22 protein-coding genes and 2 tRNA genes are annotated in these 22188 nt (G+C 70.7%); 15 read left to right on the top strand and 9 right to left on the bottom strand.

Going from position 1 to position 22188, the window contains the following annotated elements:
• Positions 1 to 139: 139 nt before the first annotated feature.
• The 4 genes from pepN to GQR16_RS02925 all read left to right on the top strand — a co-directional run bounded on the left by pepN (position 140) and on the right by GQR16_RS02925 (position 6124).
• Positions 140 to 2737, top strand: coding sequence for an aminopeptidase N (pepN, locus tag GQR16_RS02940; RefSeq protein ID WP_157413687.1), 2598 nt, complete (start codon positions 140 to 142; stop codon positions 2735 to 2737).
• Between the two features lie 90 nt (positions 2738 to 2827).
• Positions 2828 to 3913 (top strand): mechanosensitive ion channel family protein, encoded by a 1086-nt coding sequence (locus tag GQR16_RS02935; protein ID WP_157413686.1) that lies wholly within the window; start codon positions 2828 to 2830, stop codon positions 3911 to 3913.
• A gap of 92 nt (positions 3914 to 4005) precedes the next feature.
• Positions 4006 to 4386 (top strand): globin, encoded by a 381-nt coding sequence (locus GQR16_RS02930; protein WP_157413984.1) that lies wholly within the window; start codon positions 4006 to 4008, stop codon positions 4384 to 4386.
• A gap of 52 nt (positions 4387 to 4438) precedes the next feature.
• Positions 4439 to 6124 (top strand): FAD-binding dehydrogenase, encoded by a 1686-nt coding sequence (locus GQR16_RS02925; RefSeq protein WP_246200452.1) that lies wholly within the window; start codon positions 4439 to 4441, stop codon positions 6122 to 6124.
• 58 nt (positions 6125 to 6182) lie between these two features.
• Here GQR16_RS02925 and GQR16_RS02920 read toward each other — a convergent pair whose 3' ends face one another.
• Entirely contained in the window at positions 6183 to 6863 is a 681-nt protein-coding gene (locus GQR16_RS02920; protein WP_157413685.1) for a DUF8185 domain-containing protein, read from the bottom strand.
• A 91-nt stretch (positions 6864 to 6954) separates the two neighbouring features.
• Here GQR16_RS02920 and GQR16_RS02915 point away from each other — a divergent pair, with 91 nt between their 5' ends.
• From GQR16_RS02915 to GQR16_RS02905, 3 genes are all read left to right on the top strand, one after another.
• Positions 6955 to 7827, top strand: coding sequence for an acyl-CoA thioesterase (locus tag GQR16_RS02915; RefSeq protein WP_157413684.1), 873 nt, complete (start codon positions 6955 to 6957; stop codon positions 7825 to 7827).
• Positions 7828 to 7979: 152 nt separating this feature from the next.
• Entirely contained in the window at positions 7980 to 8483 is a 504-nt protein-coding gene (locus GQR16_RS02910) for a Rieske (2Fe-2S) protein (protein ID WP_157413683.1), read from the top strand.
• 2 nt (positions 8484 to 8485) lie between these two features.
• Complete coding sequence (locus tag GQR16_RS02905) at positions 8486 to 9043, top strand: hypothetical protein (RefSeq protein ID WP_157413682.1); 558 nt, start codon at positions 8486 to 8488, stop codon at positions 9041 to 9043.
• A gap of 79 nt (positions 9044 to 9122) precedes the next feature.
• On the opposite strand, the gene GQR16_RS02900 is transcribed toward GQR16_RS02905, so the two are convergent.
• The 4 genes from GQR16_RS02900 to ssb all read right to left on the bottom strand — a co-directional run bounded on the left by GQR16_RS02900 (position 9123) and on the right by ssb (position 12426).
• Positions 9123 to 9602, bottom strand: coding sequence for an acyl-CoA thioesterase (locus tag GQR16_RS02900; RefSeq protein ID WP_157413681.1), 480 nt, complete (start codon positions 9600 to 9602; stop codon positions 9123 to 9125).
• Positions 9603 to 9612: 10 nt separating this feature from the next.
• Complete coding sequence (gene ettA / locus GQR16_RS02895) at positions 9613 to 11295, bottom strand: energy-dependent translational throttle protein EttA (protein ID WP_157413680.1); 1683 nt, start codon at positions 11293 to 11295, stop codon at positions 9613 to 9615.
• A 5-nt stretch (positions 11296 to 11300) separates the two neighbouring features.
• Positions 11301 to 11783: a DUF6993 domain-containing protein gene (locus GQR16_RS02890; protein WP_157413679.1), complete on the bottom strand. Its 483-nt coding sequence runs from the start codon at positions 11781 to 11783 to the stop codon at positions 11301 to 11303.
• Between the two features lie 70 nt (positions 11784 to 11853).
• Positions 11854 to 12426 (bottom strand): single-stranded DNA-binding protein, encoded by a 573-nt coding sequence (gene ssb, locus GQR16_RS02885; protein ID WP_157413678.1) that lies wholly within the window; start codon positions 12424 to 12426, stop codon positions 11854 to 11856.
• A 249-nt stretch (positions 12427 to 12675) separates the two neighbouring features.
• Here ssb and GQR16_RS02880 point away from each other — a divergent pair, with 249 nt between their 5' ends.
• Complete coding sequence (locus tag GQR16_RS02880; RefSeq protein ID WP_157413677.1) at positions 12676 to 13683, top strand: aldo/keto reductase; 1008 nt, start codon at positions 12676 to 12678, stop codon at positions 13681 to 13683.
• A gap of 105 nt (positions 13684 to 13788) precedes the next feature.
• On the top strand, positions 13789 to 14466 hold the full coding sequence (locus GQR16_RS02875; protein ID WP_157413676.1) for a hypothetical protein: 678 nt from the start codon (positions 13789 to 13791) through the stop codon (positions 14464 to 14466).
• A 101-nt stretch (positions 14467 to 14567) separates the two neighbouring features.
• Here the strand turns inward: GQR16_RS02875 and nadE are convergent, their stop codons facing one another.
• Complete coding sequence (gene nadE, locus GQR16_RS02870) at positions 14568 to 15389, bottom strand: ammonia-dependent NAD(+) synthetase (RefSeq protein ID WP_157413675.1); 822 nt, start codon at positions 15387 to 15389, stop codon at positions 14568 to 14570.
• A gap of 140 nt (positions 15390 to 15529) precedes the next feature.
• Here nadE and GQR16_RS02865 point away from each other — a divergent pair, with 140 nt between their 5' ends.
• The 6 genes from GQR16_RS02865 (at position 15530) to GQR16_RS02840 (ending at position 19359) form a co-directional block, all read left to right on the top strand.
• Complete coding sequence (locus GQR16_RS02865) at positions 15530 to 16747, top strand: cation:proton antiporter (RefSeq protein WP_157413674.1); 1218 nt, start codon at positions 15530 to 15532, stop codon at positions 16745 to 16747.
• Between the two features lie 31 nt (positions 16748 to 16778).
• A tRNA-Arg gene (locus GQR16_RS02860) sits at positions 16779 to 16851 on the top strand.
• Positions 16852 to 16932: 81 nt separating this feature from the next.
• Positions 16933 to 17553, top strand: coding sequence for an oligoribonuclease (gene orn / locus GQR16_RS02855; RefSeq protein ID WP_157413673.1), 621 nt, complete (start codon positions 16933 to 16935; stop codon positions 17551 to 17553).
• 43 nt (positions 17554 to 17596) lie between these two features.
• Positions 17597 to 17672 (top strand) — tRNA-His (locus tag GQR16_RS02850).
• A gap of 127 nt (positions 17673 to 17799) precedes the next feature.
• The gene (locus GQR16_RS02845) at positions 17800 to 18081 is read left to right on the top strand and encodes a metallopeptidase family protein (RefSeq protein WP_425482610.1); all 282 of its coding nucleotides are present in this window, start codon (positions 17800 to 17802) and stop codon (positions 18079 to 18081) included.
• A gap of 24 nt (positions 18082 to 18105) precedes the next feature.
• Positions 18106 to 19359 (top strand): D-alanyl-D-alanine carboxypeptidase family protein, encoded by a 1254-nt coding sequence (locus GQR16_RS02840; protein WP_157413671.1) that lies wholly within the window; start codon positions 18106 to 18108, stop codon positions 19357 to 19359.
• A gap of 23 nt (positions 19360 to 19382) precedes the next feature.
• Here the strand turns inward: GQR16_RS02840 and GQR16_RS02835 are convergent, their stop codons facing one another.
• Genes GQR16_RS02835 through GQR16_RS02825 form a run of 3 tightly spaced genes read right to left on the bottom strand, consistent with a single transcriptional unit; the run spans position 19383 to position 22172 of the window.
• A complete protein-coding gene (locus tag GQR16_RS02835) occupies positions 19383 to 19979 on the bottom strand; it encodes a nucleoside/nucleotide kinase family protein (RefSeq protein WP_157413670.1) in 597 nt (198 codons plus the stop codon).
• On the bottom strand, positions 19963 to 20742 hold the full coding sequence (locus tag GQR16_RS02830) for an energy-coupling factor transporter transmembrane component T family protein (RefSeq protein ID WP_157413669.1): 780 nt from the start codon (positions 20740 to 20742) through the stop codon (positions 19963 to 19965). Before GQR16_RS02830 ends, GQR16_RS02835 begins: the two co-directional genes overlap by 17 nt.
• On the bottom strand, positions 20739 to 22172 hold the full coding sequence (locus tag GQR16_RS02825) for an ABC transporter ATP-binding protein (RefSeq protein WP_157413668.1): 1434 nt from the start codon (positions 22170 to 22172) through the stop codon (positions 20739 to 20741). Before GQR16_RS02825 ends, GQR16_RS02830 begins: the two co-directional genes overlap by 4 nt.
• Between the last annotated feature and the right edge of the window lie 16 nt (positions 22173 to 22188).

Genomic DNA, 22188 nt, shown 5'->3' with positions numbered 1-22188 from the left:
CGGCCGAAGGCACGACACGCCCCCGATCCGCCGTCCTGGTGATCGGGGGCGCGTCGCGTCGTCGAGCACGCGACAGCCACGATCCGCGCACGCCGACTCAGTAGGCTGGCGTGTCTACGACCACACGGAGGCCCTGCACATGCCCGCTGCCGATCTGACCCGCATCGAAGCCGAGGAGCGCGCGGCGATCGTCGCCGACGTGTCCTACGAGGTCGAGCTCGACCTCACGGGCGACGGCGAACGCTTCGCGTCCACGACGGTCGTGCGCTTCACGGCGGTCGCGGGCTCCGCGACGTTCATCGAGGCGACGACGCGCGAGGTGCACGAGATCACGCTGAACGGGCGCAGCATCGACCCGGCCGCGGCATCCGACGGTCGGCGCATCGCGCTCGACGGGCTCGAGGCCTCGAACGAGCTGCGCATCGTGAGCACGTGCTCGTACACGAACACGGGTGAGGGCCTGCACCGCTTCGTCGACCCCGTCGACGACGCCGTCTACCTCTACACCGAGTTCGCCGTCGCCGAGGCCAACCGCGTCTACGCGGTGTTCGACCAGCCCGATCTCAAGGCCGCGGTGCGGTTCACGATCACGGCCCCCGCGTCGTGGGTCGTGCTGAGCAACGCGCCGACGCCCGCGCCGGTCCCTGCCGCATCGAGCACTCCCTCGACCACGGATTGCGCGGTCTGGGCCTTCGAGACCGGCCCCGTGATCTCCAGCTACATCGTCGCGATCGTCGCGGGCGCCTACGCCGAGTGGCGCGGCACCGCGACGAGCACCGACGGCCGCGACATCCCGCTCGGACTCTTCACGCGCGCCTCGCTCGCGCAGTACGCCGAGCCCGAGGTCATGTTCGAGACCGTGCAGGCGGGGCTCGCGTTCTACGAGCAGGCGTTCGGCGTGCCCTACCCGTTCGGCAAGTACGACCAGATCTTCGTGCCCGAGTACAACTGGGGCGCCATGGAGAACGTCGGCGCGGTGACGTTCAACGAGAACTACCTGTTCCGCTCCCGGGTCTCCGATGCGCGGCGCGAGCAGCGAGCGATCGTCGTGCTGCACGAGCTCAGCCACATGTGGTTCGGCGACTCGGTCACGATGCGCTGGTGGAACGACCTGTGGCTGAACGAGTCGTTCGCGACCTGGGCGTCGACGCTCGCAACCTCGCAGGTGACCGAGTTCACCGGCGTCTGGGCGACGTTCGCGAGCGACGAGAAGACCTATGCCGCCGAGCAGGACCAGCTGCCGTCGACGCACCCCATCGTGGCGCCCATCGAGTCGCTCGCCGACGTCGAGGTGAACTTCGACGCGATCACGTACGACAAGGGCGCGTCGGTGCTGAAGCAACTCGTCGCCTGGGTCGGACTCGAGGCGTTCCAGCAGGGCGTCGGCGCCTACCTGCTGGCGCACGCGGGCGGCAACGCCACGCTCCGCGACCTGCTCGACGAACTCGAGCGCGCCAGCGGGCGCGACCTCACCCGCTGGTCCGAGCTGTGGCTCGAGACCGCTGGTGTCAACACGCTCCGGGCGGTGCTCGAGACCGACGACGCGGGCACGATCACGGCCGCCGTCGTCGAGCAGACGGCCGCCGACTCGCATCCGACGCTCCGGCCGCATCGTCTCGCGATCGGCTGCTACTCGGGCGACGCCGCCGACGACGGGTCCGGCCGGCTCGTTCGCACGCACCGGTTCGAGATCGACGTCGACGGCCCCTCGACGCCGGTGCCCGAACTCGTCGGCCTCACCCGCCCCGACCTGCTGCTCGTGAACGACGACGACCTCACCTACGCCAAGGTGCGCCTCGACGACGTCTCGTTCGCCACGGCGATCGAGCGGCTCAGCGACCTCGGCGACCCCGTCGCCCGTGCGGTGATCCTCGGCTCGGCCTGGGACGCCGTGCGCGACGCCGAGTTCGCCGCGACCGACTTCGTTCGGCTCGTGATCGGCAGCGTCGGCCACGAGAACCAGTCCTCGGCGCGCGGGCTCGCCCTCACCCGCCTCGAGACGGCGCTCTCGCGGTACCTCGCCGACGAGCACCGCGAGCGCATCGCCGCCGAGGCCGGCGACGCGGTCTGGGCGCTCGCCGAGCTCGCCGATCCCGCCTCCGACGCGCAGCTCCAGTTCGTGAAGGCGTTCACGCAGCTCGCGAGCTCCGCCGCGCACGCCGACGTGCTCGGCAGCCTGCTCGACGGCTCGATCAAGCTCGACGGGCTCGACGTCGACCTCGACCTGCGCTGGGAGATCGTGATCGCGCGCGCCGCGCTCGTCGCGGCATCCGATGAGGTGATCGACGACGAGATCGCCGCGGCGCTCGCACTCGACGACACGGCGAAGGGCCGCCGACTGGCCGAGACGGCGCGAGCCGCGCGACCCGATCAGGCGGTGAAGGATGCCGCGTGGCAGCGTGTCGCGACCGAGGCCGACCTCTCGAACGACCTCGCCAGGGCGCTCGCCGACGGCTGGCGTCGCACGTCGACGCCGGCGCTGCTCGCCTCGAGCGTCGACGCGTACTTCGCGATGCTGCAGGGGGTCTGGGCCGAGCGGAGCTTCACGATGGCCTCGCTCGTCGTGAAGCGGCTGTTCCCGGCCCCGCTCGTCACCGACGAGGTCGCCGATGCCGCCCGCGCCTGGCTCGCCGCGAATCCGGCTCCGGCGCCCCTGCACCGGCTCGTGTCCGAACAGCTCGACGAACTGGAACGCGCGCTGCGCGCCAGGGCGCGCGACGCGGAGTCGCTCGGCTGACTCCCGGACGACGCTGCGTAGACTCGCTTCGATGTTCGACAACACCCTTCCCCGAACCCCGATCGCCCACCGAACCGAGGTGAGCGCCCGATGAACGTCTGGACCGATTTCACCTCGTACTGGGCCGAGAACTGGGGCACCGTGGTCGGCACGACGATCCGGATCGTCGTGATCATCGCGGTCGCGCTCCTCGTCCGCTGGATCCTGCACTTCGTCATCGAGCGCGTCGTCGGCCAGATCGTCTCGGGCGTCAAGCGCAAGCAGGACGTCACCGACACGCAGGCCCTGCAGGCCTCGCCGCTCGCGGCCGTCCGCGTCGTGCAGCGCACCCGCACGCTCGGGTCGGTCTTCACCAACGTCGTCAACGTCACCCTGTTCATCATCGTGACCCTCATGATCGTGAGCACCATCGACCCGGGCATCCTCGGCTCGTTCGCACTGCTCTCGGCCGCGATCGGCGCCGGCCTCGGTTTCGGCGCCCAGAACATCGTGAAAGACGTCCTGAACGGACTGTTCATGGTCGTCGAGGACCAGGTCGGCGTGGGCGACGTCGTCGATCTCGGACCAGCGACCGGCATCGTCGAAGAGGTGCAGATCCGCATCACGAAGGTGCGCGACGTCAACGGCACGCTCTGGTTCGTGCGCAACGGCGAGATCCTCCGCGTCGGCAACATGTCGCAGGGTTGGGCGCGCGTCATCGTCGACCTCGCCGTGCCGTACGACGCCGACGTCGACGAGGTCGAGTCGGAGCTCCTGAAGACCGCGAACGAGTTCGCGCAGTCGAGCAAGTGGCGCGCCCGCATCCTCGAACGCCCCGAGATCTGGGGCCTCGAGTCGATCTCCGACGACGCCATGGTGCTCCGCGTGGTCGTGAAGGTGCGCACCTCGTCGAAGGACGACGTCGCCCGAGAACTTCGCGTGCGACTCAAGCACGCCGTCGACGGCATGGGCCTGAAGCTGCCGAGCCTCGGTTCGGTCGTGCTCACCGGGTTCGACGGGGCCACCCGAGTCAAGGGTGCGAAGCCGCCGAAGACCTCGCCGAACGCCGTGCTCACGAACGAGGCGGTCAAGGCGTCGACCGCCAAGGCCAAGAAGGCCCAGCGCGCGAAGGTCGCCCCGAAGCCCCCGACCCTTCCCCCCACCGACCCGCCGAAGACCCCCGGAGCCCCATCGTGACCGACGACGAGCGCGTGCCACCGACATCCGTCCCCGTCTCCGCCGTGCCTCCCGCCTCGGTGCCGCTCCGGGGCAGCGAGCACGGCTCGGCGTTGGGGGCCTCGTTCTACGAGACCGTCGGCGGCAGGCCCACGTTCGAGAAGCTCGTCCACGTGTTCTACGAGGGCGTCGCCGACGACCCCGTGCTCCGCCCCATGTACCCCGAAGAGGACCTCGGCCCGGCCGAGGAGCGACTGCTGCTCTTCCTCGAGCAGTACTGGGGCGGACCGGGCACCTACAGCGAGCAGCGCGGACACCCGCGCCTGCGCATGCGGCACGCCGGGTTCAAGGTCAACCCCGACGCGCGCGACCGCTGGCTGGCGCACATGCGCACGGCCGTCGACGCGCTCGACCTGCCGCCGCTCGCCGAGGAGACTCTGTGGGATTATCTTCAGCGTGCGGCGTTCGCGATGGTGAACACGTTCGAGGAGTGACCCGACCCTCGAGCGCCCGAGCCGCACACGAGTGAGACGAAGGAGTCCCCCAGTGCCCGCAACCCCCGCCGTGCGCCCAGAACCCGCTGGCCGCCCCGAACCCGCCGCGATCGTCGTCGGAGCGGGGCTGTCCGGTCTCGTGGCCGCCGCCGAGCTCGTCGATGCGGGCAAGCGCGTGCTCATCGTCGACCAGGAACCCGAGGCCAGCCTCGGCGGGCAGGCGCACTGGTCCTTCGGCGGCCTGTTCCTCATCGACTCCCCCGAGCAGCGCCGCATGGGCGTCAAGGACTCGATCGACCTCGCACGGCAGGACTGGGACGGCACCGCGGGCTTCGACCGCGACGAAGACGAGTGGGGCCGCAAGTGGGCCGACGCGTACCTCGACTTCGCGGCGGGTGAGAAGCGCGCATGGCTGCACCAGAAGGGCGTGCGCTTCTTCCCGATCGTGGGCTGGGCCGAACGCGGCGGATACAACGCCATCGGCCACGGCAACTCCGTGCCCCGCTTCCACATCACGTGGGGCACCGGGCCGGGCGTGCTGGCCCCGTTCATCGCACGCGTGAAGGCTGGCGAGGCGGCCGGCCTCGTCGAGTTCAAGCACCGGCATCGCGTCGACGAGCTCGTCGTCGAGTCCGGCGCGGTCGTCGGGATTCGCGGTGCGGTGCTCGCTCCCGATGCTGCGGGGCGCGGCGAATCGAGCAACCGCGACGTCGTCGGCGACTTCGAGCTGCGAGCCCCGGCCGTGATCGTCGCCTCGGGCGGCATCGGCGGCAACCACGACCTCGTGCGCGAGGCCTGGCCCGAGCGTCTCGGCACGCCGCCGTCGCACATGCTGTCGGGCGTTCCCGCCCACGTCGACGGGCGCATGCTCGGCATCAGCGAGCAGGCGGGCGCGCGGCTCGTCAACGGCGACCGCATGTGGCACTACACCGAGGGCATCACGAACTGGGATCCGATCTGGCCGATGCACGGCATCCGCATCCTGCCAGGCCCCTCGTCGCTCTGGTTCGACGCGTCGGGCAAGCGGATGCCGGTGCCGCTGTTCCCCGGATTCGACACGCTCGGCACGCTCGAGCACATCCAGACCACCGGATACGAGCACACCTGGTTCGTGCTGACGCAGAAGATCATCGAGAAGGAGTTCGCGCTCTCGGGCAGTGAGCAGAACCCCGACCTCACCGGCAAGGACCTCAAGCTGCTGGCGCAGCGCCTGGGCTCGGGCGCGACCGACCCGGTCGAGGCGTTCAAGGAGCACGGCGTCGACTTCGTCGTCGCCGACACGCTCGACGAACTGCTGGCGGGCATGCGCGGGCTCTCGCCCGAGGTCGAGCTCGACACCGCCAACATCGAGCGCGAGATCGTCGCGCGCGACCGCGAGGTCGACAACGAGTTCACCAAAGACCTGCAGCTGACCGCGGTGCGCGGCGCCCGCAAGTACCGCGGCGACAAGCTCATCCGCGTGGCGACGCCGCACCGCATCCTCGACCCGAAGGCCGGGCCGCTGATCGCGGTCAAGCTGCACATCCTCACGCGCAAGAGCCTCGGCGGAATCCAGACGAACCTCGATGCGCAGGCACTCGACGCCTCCGGCGCCCCCGTCCCGGGCCTCTACGCCGTCGGCGAGGCCGCCGGATTCGGCGGGGGCGGCGTGCACGGCTACCGCGCCCTCGAGGGCACGTTCCTCGGCGGGTGCCTCTTCACCGGGCGCACCGCCGGCCGCGCGGTCGCCAGAGGCTGACCCGTACGCCGTCGGTCGGTTCGCTCTCGGGCGAGTCGATCGACGGCCGCCGCTCGCGCTACGCCTTGAGGGTCCAGGGCTTGCGACGCACGAGCACGTGCCCGCGCCGCGAGCTGAGGCGGGTCCAGGGGCCCGTCTCGAAGAGGCGCACCTCGTCGTCGCCCAGGAAGCCGAGGCTGAACGCCGCGAAGGCGGCGCCGGTCGGGATGTACTCGATGCCGTCGACGCCGCGCCCCCAGACCTCCGAGCGCACGCGCTGCACGAGCTGCTCGCCCGTGCCGGCCGGGATCGCCGCGGCGACCTCGTCGATGCCGGCGCGGGCCGCGGATTCGAGCGTCGCGGCATCCGTCTCGCCGAGCGGACGCCACCCGCCACGGGGCGGGGAGATGCCCGCCCACGTGACCGTGTTGACCTCGGGCGGGCGCGACATCGTGACGGGGCGCGACTCGTCGTCTTCGCCGAGCTCGCCGCGAGCCCGCACGATGCGATCGACGAGCGACCGCATCGGCACGACCGAGTCGAAGTCGTCGGTGTCGACGAGTGAGAACGTACGGAGCCCGAGCACCGTCGGGCTCTCGTCGAGGATGCCGCGGGGGTACAGGATCGCCGTGTACACCGCGAGGATGCCGGAGCCGGCGATGAGTCGTACCGACCCGTCTTCGACCCGGCCCGCGCGTTGCAGGTAGGTGTGCAGATCGCCGAGCGAGAGGCTGTCGGCAAGCGTGAATTGAGAGACCATCTGCTGTCTAAACTACCAATTGCGCGCCGCGTGCGGTTCCCACGCGCCCGACGGATGCCGCAGCCAGCGTTCGAGCGATATCGGAGACCCCATGAACGGACCCATCGACGGCCTGCTGAGCACGCTCCGCCTGACGAACACCGGCGCTCGTACGACGGAGGACATCTTCACCGGGCCGTCGCAGTGGATGCCGCTCGGGCGCGTCTTCGGCGGGCAGGTGCTCGCGCAGTCGCTCATCGCCGCGATGCACACCGTCGACGAGGCTCGGGTGCTGCACTCGATGCACGGGTACTTCCTGCGCCCCGGCGACGTCGACCACCCGATCACCTTCTCGGTCGACCGCCTGCACGACGGGCGGTCGTTCTCGACCCGGCGCACCCACGCCTACCAGAAGGGCGAGCCGATCCTCTCGCTCATCGCGTCGTTCCAGACCGAAGACGAGGGCGTCGAGCACCAGGTCGACATGCCGACCGACCTGCCCGACCCCGAGTCGCTGCCCTCGACCGCCGATCTCATCGGCCACCTCGACAACGCCATGGCCCAGTTCTGGTCGTCGGAGCGGGCGTTCGACGTGCGCCACATCCCCTCGCCCATCTACCTCAGCGTCGAGGGCGAGCAGGTGCCTCGGCAGGCCGTCTGGATGAAGGCGGTGGGCCGTCTGCCCGACGACCCGAAGCAGCACCGCGCAGCGCTCGCCTACGCGAGCGACTACTCGATCCTCGAGCCCGTGCTGCGCGCGCACGGCATACCGTGGGCGACGCCCGGGCTCCGCGTCGCGAGCCTCGACCACGCCATGTGGTGGCACCGCGACGCGCGCGTCGACGAATGGCTGCTGTACGTGCAGGAGTCGCCGTCGGCGCAGGGCGGCCGTGGTCTCTCGATCGGTCGCATCTACACCCGCGACGGCGTGCTCGTCGCGAGCGTCGCGCAGGAGGGCATGGTGCGCGCACCCGGCGGGCACTGACGTCCGCAGCATCGCGCCCGCACCCTCGCATCCGCTCCCCGAGGCTCGGGATTCACTCGACGGCCGCGCGCCGACACTCGCTTCCGGCGGGGTTCCGTTCCACAATGGCTGGAGCGCGAAGTCGCGCGACGTGGAGCGAACGAGGAGTCCTCATGGCGGATGTCACCGAACCGACCCGACGCACGATCCTCACCCTCGGAGCGACGGGGGCCTTCGGCGGCGCCCTCGTGCTCGCCGGCTGCGCGCCCTCGTCACCGCCGGCCTCCTCTCCGTCCGTGGCGCCGTCCGCGTCCACGCCGACGACACCCGAGGTCACGAACGAACCGCCGGCGGAATCGACCGGGCCCGACGAGCCCGCGACGGGTGCCGACATCGCGGCCCTCGCCGACGTCCCGGTCGGCGGGAGCCTGGCCGCCACGCTCGACGGCGAACGCGTGCTGCTCGCCCAGCCCACCGCGGGTGCCGTGGTGTGCTTCAGCGCGATCTGCACCCACCAGGGATGCCCGGTGAATGCGGCCGGAGCGGAGTTCGACTGCCCCTGCCACGGCTCCCGCTTCGATGCGGCCACGGGCGAAGTGATCCACGGGCCCGCGATCGATCCGCTCACACCGATCGCGGTCGCCGTCTCGGGTGATCGCATCGTCGCCGCGTCCTGAGCATGGACGGCGTCGACTACGTCTTCCAGGGACTGCCGCTGCACGTGCTCCTCGTGCATGCGGTGGTGATCGCCGTTCCGGTGATCGCGCTGCTGCTCGTGGTGCTCGCCGTGTGGCCGGGTGCACGCCGCGTGCTGTGGATCCCGTCGCTCGTCGCCGCCGTGCTGCTCGTGCCGCTCGGCCTCGTGACCGTCGAGGCGGGCAAGTGGCTGCAGGCGCGGGTGCCCGAAGCGCCGCTCATCGAGGCGCACACCGCGCAGGGCGAGGACATCGTGCCGTGGTTGTACGCGGTGCTCGGCGTCGCCGTGCTCGTCTCCGCGTGGCAGGTCTTCACGATGCTCGCGCGACGCCGTGCCGCCGCCTCCGGCTCCGAGTCGGCCCCAGGAGCGCGCGGCGCTGCCGGCGTGAGCCGCACCGCGACCGTCATCGTGGGGGTCGTGCTGACGCTGGCTGCGGTGATCGTCGCCGTCGGCGCGATCTGGACGGTCGTGCGCATCGGCGAATCGGGCAGCCGAGCCGTCTGGGAGGGCTCGTACAGCGACACCCCGCTCGAGAAGTGACGGAGCTCGACGGCGGTGGACGGCGGTCGAACGACGTCGCGCCCGGCTCGAGGTGATCGCGTCCCCGAGCTGCCGCGGCTCAGCGCCGGCGGAACGAGACGGGCGCCTCGAGGTACGGCGTCCACGCGTCGCGCTCGACCGCGGTGATGCGTCGAGGACGTTCGGATGCCGCGTCGACGAGCACGATCGTCGTCGCGGCCCGGGTGTGCAGCACGCGCGGCTCGACGCCCACCGGCGAGAACACCTCGTAGCAGACCTCGAGGCTCGCGCCGCCGAGGTTGCCGATCCACAGCTCGATGTCGAGCGGCAGTCGCTGGTACGGGATCGGCGTGAGGTACTCGACCTCCTGCCGGGCGATCAGCGACAGCGTGCTCGATCCGGGCGTCGCGTCGATCACGGCCGTCGATGCGCCGACGGCGTGCTCGGCGGTGCCGTCGTCGTTGACCCAGAACGCCTGGATGCGAGCCTCCTCGAGGAGGCTCAGCATCCGGGCGTTGTTGACGTGCCCGTATGCGTCGAGATCGCTCCAACGCAGCGGGGTGGGCACATGCAGGCGCATGATCGGCCGATCAGTCGCGCGTGAGCTTGCGGTACGCCGAGCGGTGCGGCTTCGCCGCGTCGGGGCCGAGTCGATCGACCTTGTTGGCCTCGTACGACTCGAAGTTGCCCTCGAACCAGTGCCAGTACGACGGGTTCTCCTCGGTGCCCTCGTAGGCCAGGATGTGCGTCGCGATGCGGTCGAGGAACCACCGGTCGTGGGTGATGACCACGGCGCAACCGGGGAACTCGAGCAGCGCGTTCTCGAGGCTCGACAGGGTCTCGACGTCGAGGTCGTTGGTGGGCTCGTCGAGGAGCAGCAGGTTGCCGCCCTGCTTGAGCGTGAGCGCGAGGTTCAAGCGGTTGCGCTCACCGCCCGAGAGGATGCCGGCGCGCTTCTGCTGGTCGGGGCCCTTGAAGCCGAAGGTCGAGACGTAGGCCCGGCTCGGGACCTCGGTCTTGCCGACCTGGATGTAGTCGAGCCCGTCGGAGACGACCTCCCAGAGGGTCTTGTTCGGGTCGATGCCGCCGCGCGACTGGTCGACGTACGAGATCTTGACCGTCTCGCCGAGCTTGACGTTGCCGGCGTCGCTCGGCTCGAGTCCGACGATGGTCTTGAAGAGCGTCGTCTTGCCGACGCCGTTCGGGCCGATGATGCCGACGATGCCGTTGCGCGGCAGCGAGAAGCTCAGGCCGTCGATGAGCGTGCGGTCGCCGAAGCCCTTCTTCAGGTTCTTCACCTCGAGCACGATGTCGCCCAGACGCGGACCCGCGGGGATCTGGATCTCCTCGAAGTCGAGCTTCCTCGTGCGCTCCGCCTCGGTCGCCATCTCTTCGTAGCGGGCCAGACGCGCCTTGGACTTCGCCTGACGGCCCTTCGCGTTCGAGCGGACCCAGTCGAGCTCCTCGGCGAGGCGCTTGGCGAGCTTGGCGTCCTTCTTGCCCTGGACGGAGAGACGCTCCTGCTTCTTCTCGAGGTAGGTCGAGTAGTTGCCCTCGTAGGGGTAGAGGCGACCGCGGTCGACCTCGCAGATCCACTCGGCGACGTGGTCGAGGAAGTACCGGTCGTGGGTGACGGCGAGCACGGCGCCGGGGTACTTGGCGAGGTGCTGCTCGAGCCAGAGCACGCTCTCGGCGTCGAGGTGGTTGGTGGGCTCGTCGAGCAGCAGCAGGTCGGGCTTCTGCAGCAGCAGCTTGCAGAGCGCGACGCGGCGCTTCTCACCACCCGAGAGCACAGAGATCTGCTCGTCGCCCGGGGGGCAGCGCAGGGCGTCCATCGCCTGCTCGAGCTGGGAGTCGAGGTCCCATGCGTCGGCGGCGTCGATCGCCTCCTGGAGGGTGCCCATCTCGGCGAGCAGCGCATCGAAGTCGGCATCGGGTTCGGCCATCGCGAGCGAGATCGCGTTGAAGCGGTCGACCTTCGCCTTGATCTCGCCGACGCCCTCCTGCACGTTCTCGAGCACCGTCTTGGTCTCGTCGAGCACGGGCTCCTGCATCAGGATGCCGACCGAGTAGCCGGGGGTGAGCTTCGCTTCGCCGTTGGAGGGCTGGTCGAGTCCGGCCATGATCTTGAGGATCGTGGACTTACCGGCACCGTTCGGGCCGACGACGCCGATCTTGGCCCCTGGGAGGAACGCCATCGTCACGTCGTCGAGAATGACCTTGTCGCCGACCGCCTTGCGGGCGCGCACCATCGAGTAAATGTAATCCGCCATGTCGCCTACCAGTCTATGGGTCGTGTCTGCCCGATGAGACAGCCGCCCGTGCCGAGGGCGGGCTTCACGAGTCCGTGGTAGCCGCCCGACTTCGGGCCGTACTGTCCGACGAGGCATTCGTCGTTGAAGAGCACCGAGAACTGCACCGAATCGGCGGGCGTGCCGAGGGTGGTCTGATCCGACGTGACCTGCATCGCCGCACGATCGAACCCGGCCGCGACGAGCGCGTCGATGAAATCGCGGCCCCCTGCTGCGGCGTTCGCGGCGACGACCTGCTGGTTCACCTGGTCGAAGAACGGCAGGTTGTCGGCGGCCGGCAAGTCGGGGTGCAGGCCGACGGGCGCCGTGGTCGCCTCACCGGTCGGTTGCGGACGCGACGCCGACGGGCTCGGCGTCGGCGTCGGCGACGCGGTGCAGCCGGTCAGCACGGCGACGAACAACGCGGCCCCGGCGATCGCCAGGGCCGCGGAAGCGCTGTGCCGTGCCATCGTTCCCCCATCGGGATGCCTCGGAAGCATCCGAAGGCGAGTCTAGGCGCTGCGGGCGGTTCGATGCCGGTCAGAACGGGAGGGCGACAGCACGCTCGTCGACCGGCGCTTCGAGGTCGCGATCGCCGTCGGCGTCGTCGTGTTCCGCCTCGCGGTCCGAGGCGAACGCGGCCGCCGCCCGCTCGTCGGCATCGCCCGCGACGTCGGCGGGATCGGTCGGCCACCCCTCGGCGATGCCGGTCGACGAGGCGGCCGCCGCGGCATCCGCACCGCCGGACGCACCCGATGCGCGCGTCTTCGAGAGGGTCGTGGTGCCCCAGGTGAGGTCGTGGCCGACCGCCTCGGCGTCGATCTCGATCGCGGTGCCGGACTTCTCGCCGCTCTCCCATGCGCGGAGGCGCAGCCGGCCGTGCACGACGACGCGGTCGCCCCGCCGGATCGAGGACGACGCGTTCTTCGCGAGCTGGCGGAAGGTCGAGACCGTGTACCAGTTGGTGTCGCCGTCCTCCCAGGTGCCCTTCAGGCGGTCGAAGATTCGGCGCGTCGAGGCGAGGCGGAACGAGGTGATCGTGAGCCCCTGTGCGGTCGTGTGCACGCGCGGGTCGCTGCCCACGGCTCCGATCACGGTGATGTTGTCGGTCATGTCTGCTCCAGTTCGATGATGCGGATGTCGGTGGCACGGGCGGCGATGGTGCGAGAGGTCGAGCGGCCCGGGCGAGGCCGGGCCGCGGCATCCGGATGCCTCGTGCCGTTTCAGGTCCGGATGCCGCGTGGCCCAACCCTCGCCGGATCGGGTCGCCGGTCGATGGGCTGAGCGTCGATCTGTGCCGATCTGCGCGCACGGCACCGTCGGGGAGGACGAGTCGTCGGCGGCCGCGAATAGAGTCGAGGCATGACCTATCTGGCAGCACCGACGCGCTACGACACCATGCAGTACAACCGAATCGGCCGCAGCGGGCTGAAGCTGCCCGCGCTCTCGCTCGGCCTCTGGCACAACTTCGGCCACGACCGGCCGCTCGACACGCAGCGCGCGATCGTGCGCCGCGCGTTCGACCTCGGCATCACGCACTTCGACCTCGCGAACAACTACGGCCCGCCCTACGGCAGTGCCGAGGAGAACTTCGGTCGCATCCTCGCGACCGACCTCGCGCCGTATCGCGACGAGATCATCGTCTCGTCGAAGGCCGGGTACGACATGTGGCCGGGCCCGTACGGCGACCACGGCTCGCGCAAGTACCTGCTCGCGTCGCTCGACCAGAGCCTCGGCCGCCTCGGGCTCGACTACGTCGACATCTTCTACTCGCACCGCCCCGACCCCGAGACGCCGATCGAAGAGACCATGGGGGCGCTCGTCAGCGCCGTTCGTCAGGGCAAGGCGCTCTACGTCGGCATCTCGAACTACTCCCCCGAGCAGACGGCCGCCGCAGCAGCAGCGCTCGCGGCCGCGAACGTCCCGCTCCTCATCCACCAGCCGCGCTACTCGATGTTCGACCGCCACATCGAAGAGGGGCTCTTCCCCGTCCTCGAAGAGGTGGGTGCGGCGAGCATCGTGTTCTCGCCGCTCGCGCAGGGCCTGCTGACCGACCGCTACCTCTCGGGCGACGTGCCGGCCGACTCGCGCGCCGCGACGAGCCGCTTCCTCTCCCCCGACCGCATCAGCGCCGAGTACCTCGAGCGGGTTCGCGGCCTGGCCGAGATCGCCGACGAGCGCGGGCAGAGCATCGCGCAGCTCGCGCTCTCGTGGGTGCTGCGTCAGCCGCTCGTCGCGAGCGCGCTCATCGGCGCCTCCAGCGTCGCCCAGCTCGAGCAGAACGTCGCGACCCTCGAGGCGCCCGCCCTCACCGAAGACGAGATCGCCCGCATCGAGCCGTTCGCCGCGCACGGCACCAGCCTGGGCTGAGCGCTCCGTCCGTCGATGGTGCGCCCGCGGAGAACCCGCGGCGCACCATCGGGCGCGCCGACGACGATGACGGGCGGATGCCGCGGCAGCCGTTAGCCTCTGCACATGCAGTGGTGGAACGATCTCATCTCATGGCTCACCTCGAGCGAGGCGGAGTCGACCGTCTTCACGGCCGCCGTGCTGGTCTTCGCGGTCGTGGTCACGGCGTTGCTCAGCGCGTGGATCGCGACGAGCGCCGTGAAGCGGCTCGTCGCGCAGCGCGACCGCGAAATCAAGACCGCGGCCATCGCGGCGCTCGTCGACGCGGCGACCGAGGCCTCCGTCTGGAACTCGCTCACGCCGCAGGAGCAGGTGCTCGCCGACCGCACGGTCGGACAGGCCGACATCCACGTGCGTCTCCTGCCGATCCGCGGTTCGGATGTCGCGGCGAACTGGGCTGCGCACCAGCTCCACGAGCTGAAGCGCGCCTCGGCGACGTTCGGCTACCAGCTCGACCCCGCGGTCGCCGAGTTCCGCGACCGTCTGCTCGACTGGCAGCGGCACCCGTCGCGTGCGCGCAAGCAGTTCCAGAACGACCTCGTGCGCTGGCGTGCGCAGCGGCAGGAGCCCGAGCAGACCGCGCTCGAGGAACAGGACACCTGGGTCGCCGAGCAGCACCACGAACGGTACCGTTCGGCCACCGAGATCTCGACGCCTGCCGAACCGGCTCGCGACACGGCACCGACTCCGACCCAGTCGGGTGCGCAGCCCGCGACGCAGCCGCTCGACGACGCGCGCGCCTGAGCGCCCACGACCACCACGGCTGAGGCCCCACCCGGATCGGGTGGGGCCTCGGTCATGTCACCGGCGCAGTCACCGGCGGTCGGGCGGGGCGCAACCGTGCCTCAGCGCCACCACTCGTCGAACATCGAGACGGGCACGGTGCGCTTGTGCCGGGTCTGCAGGAACCGGGCCTCGATGCGCTCTGCGACGGCGGCGTCGATCTCCTCGCCCTCGAGGAACGCGTCGATGTCGGCGTACTCGAGGCCGAGGTTCGCCTCGTCGGCCTGCCCGGGGTCGCCGTCGAGCAGGTCGGCCGTCGGCGTCTTCAGGTAGAGACGGTCGGGCGCTCCGAGGTACTGCAGGAGGGCGCGGCCCTGACGCTTCGTGAGCCCGGTCAGCGGCAGCACGTCGGCTCCGCCGTCGCCGAACTTCGTGAAGAACCCGGTCACCGCCTCGGCCGCGTGGTCGGTGCCGACCACGAGCAGTCCGCCCTCCCCCGCGAGCGCGTACTGCGCGACCATGCGCAGACGCGCCTTGACGTTGCCCTTGCCGAAGTCGCTGATCGGCGTGCCGGCGGCATCCGCGAAGTCCGCTGCGAGGCCGTCGACGCCCTGGCGGATGTTGAAGGTCACCGTCTCCTGCGGCTCGATGAACTCGAGGGCGAGCGCGGCATCCGCCTCGTCGTGCTGGACGCCGTAGGGAAGACGGACCGCGACGAACCGCGACGGGAGCCCCTCGGCCACGAGTTCGTCGACCGCGATGCGGCAGAGCCGACCGGCGAGCGAGGAGTCCTGGCCGCCCGAGATGCCGAGCACGAGCCCGGAGGCGCCGGTCGTGCGCAGGTAGTCCTTGAGGAACTCGACGCGGGCGCGCACCTCCTCGGCGGGCTCGACGGACGGCTTGACGTTGAGTTCGGCGATGATGCCCGCCTGAAGGTCTCGCATGCGACGACGATACCGCCGGCGTGTTTCGACGGCGCTACGCACAGCGCCCCAGAGTCCGTCGCGCCGAAGGCCGGTGCGTCCGCACCCGTTGGATAGCATCGGGCGGGGGTGCTCACGGCCCCCGCGACGAGGGGGTTCACGTGGAGATCTCGATCGGCACCATGGTGCTCATCCCACTGGTCGCGGTCGCCGCACCCCTGCTCGTGCGGGCGGTCGGCATCTGGGTCGCCGTGCCGCTCGTCGTGTTCGAGATCGTGCTCGGCATCCTGCTCGGGCCCGCAGTGCTCGACTGGATCGAGCCCGACGACTTCGTCAAGCTCCTCTCCGACCTCGGGCTCGCCATGCTCTTCTTCCTCGCGGGCAACGAGATCGACTTCCGGACGATCCGCGGCCGACCGCTCACGAGGGCGGCGATCGGCTGGATCGTCTCGCTCGCCGCTGGGTTCGGCATCGCCGTGCTGCTCGCGCCCGACCTGCCCGCCGCCGCGTTCATCGGCATCGCGCTCACCTCGACGGCATTGGGCACGGTCATGCCGATCCTCCGAGACGCCGGCGACCTGCGCACCCCCTTCGGCCTCTCCGTGATCGCACTCGGCGCCATCGGCGAGTTCGGTCCGCTGCTCGCGATCTCGCTCTTCCTCTCGGGAAGGGACCCCGGCATCTCGGCGATCGTGCTGGTCGTGTTCGTGCTCATCGCCGGCATCGCGATCTACGTCGCGGCCAAGGGCCACGGCAATCGCCTGCACGTGGTGATCACCGCGACCATGCACACGAGCGCCCAGTTCGGCATTCGCCTCGTGATGCTCGTGCTCGTCGCCCTGCTCGCGCTCAGCATCGTGCTCGACCTGGACATGCTGCTCGGCGCCTTCACCGCCGGCGTGCTCTACCGCGTGCTCATCTCGGGTGCTCCCAAATCCGACCGCACACTCCTCGAGACGAAGGTCGAGGCGATCGGCTACGGATTCCTCGTGCCCGTGTTCTTCATCATGACGGGGGTGACGTTCGACCTCGAGGCACTCGCCGACCCCGCGACGCTCGCCCTGGTTCCGGTGTTCCTTCTGCTGCTCCTCGTCGTGCGCGGCCTCCCGTCGATCCTCGCCGCACCGGTCGGCGCCGACCGCTGGACCATCGCGGCGACCGCGCTGTTCGGCGCCACGGGCCTGCCGATCATCGTGGCCGTCACCGCCATCGGCGTCGACACCGGCGATCTCGATTCCGGCACCGCCGCCGCACTGGTCGGCGCCGGGATGCTCTCGGTGCTCATGTTCCCGCTCGTCGGACTCGCGCTCAGGAAGCGGGCTCCGGATGCCGCGGCACGCCGGCTCGACGACGACACCGAGGTGCCCGTCGAGGGGTAGCACCACGAATCCCGGTAAGCTTGGCGAACCGGCCCCCGTAGCTCAGCGGATAGAGCAGCAGCCTTCTAATCTGTCGGTCGCAGGTTCGATTCCTGCCGGGGGCACCGAAGCACGACCCGACGTGCGCCGCGAACGCGCGTACGCGGCATCCGCCCGTGTCGGAGCGCACCGGTAGACTCGCGGGCATGGCAACAGCGAGCGACCGACTGGTCTGGATCGACTGCGAGATGACCGGCCTCGACCTCGAGGTCGACGAGCTCGTCGAGATCGCCGTCGTGATCACCGATTACGATCTCAACCCCGTCGACGAGGGTCTCGACATCGTGATCCGACCCGACGCGAGCGCACTCGAGAACATGGGCGACTTCGTGCGCAACATGCACACCGAGTCGGGTCTGATCGAAGAGATCCCGAACGGCGTCACCGTCGCCGACGCCGAGTACCAGGTGCTCGAGTACGTGCTGAAGCACATCCCCGAAGAGCAGAAGGCGCCGCTCGCCGGCAACTCGATCGGCACCGATCGCGCATTCCTCGCCAAGCAGATGCCGCGCCTCGACGGGCACCTGCACTACCGCAACGTCGACGTCTCCTCGATCAAGGAGCTCGCACGCCGCTGGTACCCGCGCGCGTACTTCCAGTCGCCCGCGAAGAACGGCGGACACCGCGCCCTCGCCGACATCCTCGAGTCGATCCGCGAGCTGCGCTACTACCGCCGCGCGGTCTTCGTGGCCGACCCCGGACCGACGAGCGCAGAGCTCCATGACATCGCCGAGGCCGTCGTGAACGAATTCGACGTCAAGGTGTAGTAAGCTCGTCGAGTTGCCTGATCGCGAGTCGAACAGGCGCATGGTGGGTATAGCTCAGTTGGTAGAGCGCCTGGTTGTGGTCCAGGAGGTCGCGGGTTCAAGCCCCGTTACTCACCCCAATGAATGCGGATTCACTGCGATTCGCAGTCGAAGGTCCGCCGCCGTCGATCGGAGCCGTCCGTGCAGCTCGATGCCGAAGCCTTCGAAGCCCTCGTCGTCGATGAACTCGACGAACTGCCCGACGACATGATCGACGGGCTCGAGAACGTCGTGTTCGTGGTCGAAGACCGCCCCGAAGACGGTTCGCTCGATCTGCTCGGCCTCTACGACGGCTACGCGCTCACCGAACGCGACCGCTACGGCATGGGCGAGATGCCCGACCGCATCATCCTGTACCGCGAGCCGTTGCTCGCGATCTGCGACGATGAAGACGAACTCCGCGACGAGATCCACATCACGCTCGTCCACGAGATCGCGCATTTCTACGGCATCGACGACGACCGGCTGCACGAGTTGGGCTGGGCGTGACGTGGGCGCCAGTACGCTGAATCCATGAGTTCCCCCGCTCGCGTGATCGGCATCGTCATCGGCGCCTTCGCGATCCTCGGCATCGGCGTGTACGCGCCCGCGATGCTGCTCGGCCCCCTTCCCGCGGTCACCGTCGAGACCGTCGCCGGTGCCGCAGAGCTTCCGGCGTCCGCGCCGCTCACCCTGCCCGAGTCGGGCGCCAGCGCGCTCGCGGTGCTCGATGACGGCGGCGAGGCGAGCGTGCTCGCGACCGCTGGCGACGAGGCCGTCGTGCCCATGGGCGGCGCGGCCAAGCTCGTCACGGTGCTGGCGACGCTGGAGTCGCTGCCGCTGCCCGCGCCCGGTGACGGCGAGGGCCCGCTGATCAAGATCGGGCCGGCCGACTACACCGACTACCTGCGCTACGAGGCCGACGGGTCGCGCGCCCTGCAGGTCTCCCCCGGCGATTCGTGGAGCGAGCGCGACGTCGTGCGGGCGATCCTGCTGACGTCGAGCAACAATCACGCCGACACGCTCGCCCGCTGGGCGTTCGGCACCGTCGACGCCTACGTCGAGGGTGCGAACGCGTGGCTCGCAGACGCGGGCTTCGAGTCGACGACGGTCGCCGACACCACGGGGCTCTCGGGCGACAACGTGACGACGACCGAGGAGCTCGCCAGGCTCACGGCACTCGTGCTCGACGACCCGAGCCTCGCGGCGATGCTCGACGACCCGGGCAAGGCCGTGCTCGGATCGCACAGCGCGCCCGACCTCGTCGACCGCGACAGCAGCGACGGCGTGCGCGAGATAACCCGGAGCTACACCGACCAGGCCGGCCTCTCGTCGGTGTTCACGACCGAGATCCGCGTCAACGGAGCCGATGCGCCGACTCGCGCCATCGGCGTCATGCTCCTCATGCCCGACTACGAGACGCTCGATCCGGCCATCGAGGCGGCGGTGGCCTCGCTTTCGGCCTCGGCCGCGCCCGTGACCGTCATCGCTCAGGGAACTGCCTACGCGACGGCGACGTCGGCGTGGGGCACCTCGTCCGACCTCGTCGCGACGGTCGACCGCGCCGAGGCGCCGTGGGGTTCGTCGATCGGCGAGGCGAGCATCAGCGTCGAACCGTTCACCACGTCGTCCAGCGCTCGCGACGTCGGCCGAGTGACGGTCGCCACGGGCGCCGACGAAGTGTCCTCGCCACTGCGGCTGTCGACCGAGATCCGCGATCCCGGTCCGATCTGGCGCCTCACGCACCCGTTCCCGGTCATCAACGCCTTCATCGAGGCGCAGGGCTGAGCGAGGGCTCCTGAGAGACCCGCTCAGCGCATCCGCACCCTGATCACCGGGGCGGAGGTCGGCGCCATGCGGTGCAGGTATCTGCGCCACTGCGCTTCCCAGAGATCCCAGTAGGGGTCGTAGGCGCCCGCGTCCCGCGCGAGCGCGCGTCGGCGCCGCTCCGAGTACGGTGCGTCGACCCAGACGCGCACCGGCGTGCGCGCGCCGGTCTCGACGGCGAGGCCGGCCACGGTGCCGAGGGCACCGCACCCCTCGATGACGAGCGCACGGCCCGGGCGCAGCGAGGTCACCGCTCCCGGGCTGTTCGCCGCCCAGTCCCAGCCGCGACGGCGCCCGGGCGCCCCCCGAAGCCACGGCGCGACGAGGTCGCGCCGAAGCGCGCTCACCGCCGGATCGAGGCCGTGCCACCCGGGGTAGACGTCGTCGAGACGCACGAGATCGGGCGTGGGCCCCGACCAGTCGGCCACGAGCAGGTCGGCGAAGGTCGACTTGCCCGCGCCGCTCGGCCCGTCGACGAGCACGATCGGCCGGTGGATGCCGCGGACGGCCGCGCGAACGGCCTGCACGGCCGCGCCCGGCGGTCGGCGCTCCGCGCCGACCGGGTCACGACCAGACGACATTCCAGCTCCCCGTCGTGACGGCGACCGTCGCCGACACCGCGGCGACGACGCATCCGACCACGATGACGATCCATTCGACCCGGCCGAAGTGCGCCGCCCTCGCCCAGGTGCGCTCGGTGTCGGCGCCGAAGCCGCGAGCCTCCATGGCCGTCGCGAGGGTGCCACCCCGGCGGATCGAGAGCACCAGCATCGCGAACGCCTGCCCGAGCGAGCGCCGGAGAACCCCGCGATCGGCGATGCCGCGCGCACGCCTGGCGAGGTGGAGCGTTCGCCAGTCGTCGATCGACGATCCGACGAGGCGGAGGGCGGCGAGGGCCCCGAGGACGAACCGGGCGGGCAGGCGGAGGGTCTGGGCGAGGCCGTCGGCGAGATCGGTGGGGTCGATCGTGAGGAACAGCACGACCGCGGGCAACGCGATGGCGATCACGCGGGCCGTCGTGGCGAGTCCGATCTGCACGGAGCCCTCGGTCACGTGGATGAGCCCGAACTCCCAGAGGACGGCGCCCGACGGCGCGCCGTAGAGCACCATGCTGACACCGGTGAGCGGTGCGGCGATCCAGACGGGCAGGGTTCGCGGCGACCAGAGCAGACCGCCGAGCCCGACGAGCGTGAACACGAGGATCTCGCACACGATCGCGACGCTCGCCGAGACGACGTCGAGGGTGAGGATCAGCACGATGCTGAGCGGCACGGTTGCGGCCACCTTGGCCACGGGGTTGACCCGGGCGAGCGGCAGACCCGGCCGGATGCTCGCGATGCTCATCGGCGCGCACCCCTTCTCGCACCGGCGGAGGGGGCGGAGGTCGACGCGTCGGCGGCCTGCACGCGCAACTCGAACCGCTCATCGGAGATCGCGTCGACGAAGACCTCGTCGTGCGTCACCGCGACGAGCGCCACACCGTCGTCGCGCAGCCCGACGAGGAGCTTCGCGAGCTCGCGCCAGGTCGAGGCGTCCTGCCCGAACGTGGGCTCGTCGAGCACGAGCAGTCGTGGTCGCGTCGCGATCGCGGTGGCCACCGAGAGTCGTCGCTTCTCGCCGCCGCTCAGCGTGAACGGGTTCGCTCCCGCGAGGTGCTCGAGGCGCAGCGCCTCGAGCAGTTCGTCGACGCGCGCGCGTCGCTCTGCCTCGCCGAGCTTCAGCGCCCGCGGACCCACCTCGAGCTCGGCCCGCACCGATCCGGCCACGAACTGGTGCTCCGGGCTCTGGAAGACCGTGCCGATGCGGGTGAGCAGCTCGCGCGAGCGCCAGCGCCACGGCTCGCTGCGCAGACCCCGTGCCACCAGGTCGGATGCCGCGAGCCGCCCGTCCTGCGGCGGCAGCAGGCCCGCGAGGGTTAGCGCCAAGGTCGACTTGCCCACGCCGTTCGGACCGACGATCGCGAGCACGCGGCCGGCGTCGACCCGCAGGTCGACCCCGCGCTGCACCGCGACCCCCGCGACCCGACCGATGTCGAGGTGCGAGGCCTCGAGCAGCGGATGCCGCGTGCCGGCCGTCGACTCGGGGGCGCGCCACGGCACGTCATGGGGCAGCCAGACGCCCGCCGCACGAAGATCGTCGGCCCGCTCGGACAGCACCTGCTCCGGTGGACCGTCGGCGAGCACGCCGCCCGCGGCTCCGAGTACGACGACGCGGTCGACGACCGGCAACCACGTCGAGACGCGATGCTCGACGACGATGAGCGTGGCCCCCGTGGCGACGGCGACCGCTCCGACCGCGTCGCGCACCTCGCGGACCCCATCGGGGTCGAGGTTCGCCGTCGGCTCGTCGAGCAGGATCAGGCCCGGACGCATCGCGAGCACGCCGGCGAGGGCGAGCCGCTGACGCTGCCCCCCGGACAGCTCGGCCGTGGCATGGTCGAGCGGCAGGTTCAGACCGACGGCGTCGAGTGCGGCGCGCACGCGCGGCCAGATCTCGTCGCGCGCGACCCCGAGATTCTCGAGACCGAACGCGACGTCGTCGCCGACCCGGGCCATGACGACCTGCGCATCGGGATCCTGGAGCACGAGACCTGCGCGGCCGCGAGCCGCGGCAGGGTGCCGACCGTCGAGCAGCAGCTCCCCGAGCGTCTCGCCCTCGTCGTCGCCCCCGAGGACGCCCGCCAGACCGTGCAGCAGGGTCGACTTGCCCGCCCCGGACGCGCCGAGGAGCAGGACGCGCTCCCCCGGCCCGATCGCGAGGTCGAGATCGCGCACGGCGGGGTGGCGCCGA

This window comes from Agromyces allii (assembly GCF_009749385.1).
Classification (GTDB): domain Bacteria; phylum Actinomycetota; class Actinomycetes; order Actinomycetales; family Microbacteriaceae; genus Agromyces; species Agromyces allii.
This window is presented reverse-complemented; position numbering and strand designations above follow the sequence as displayed.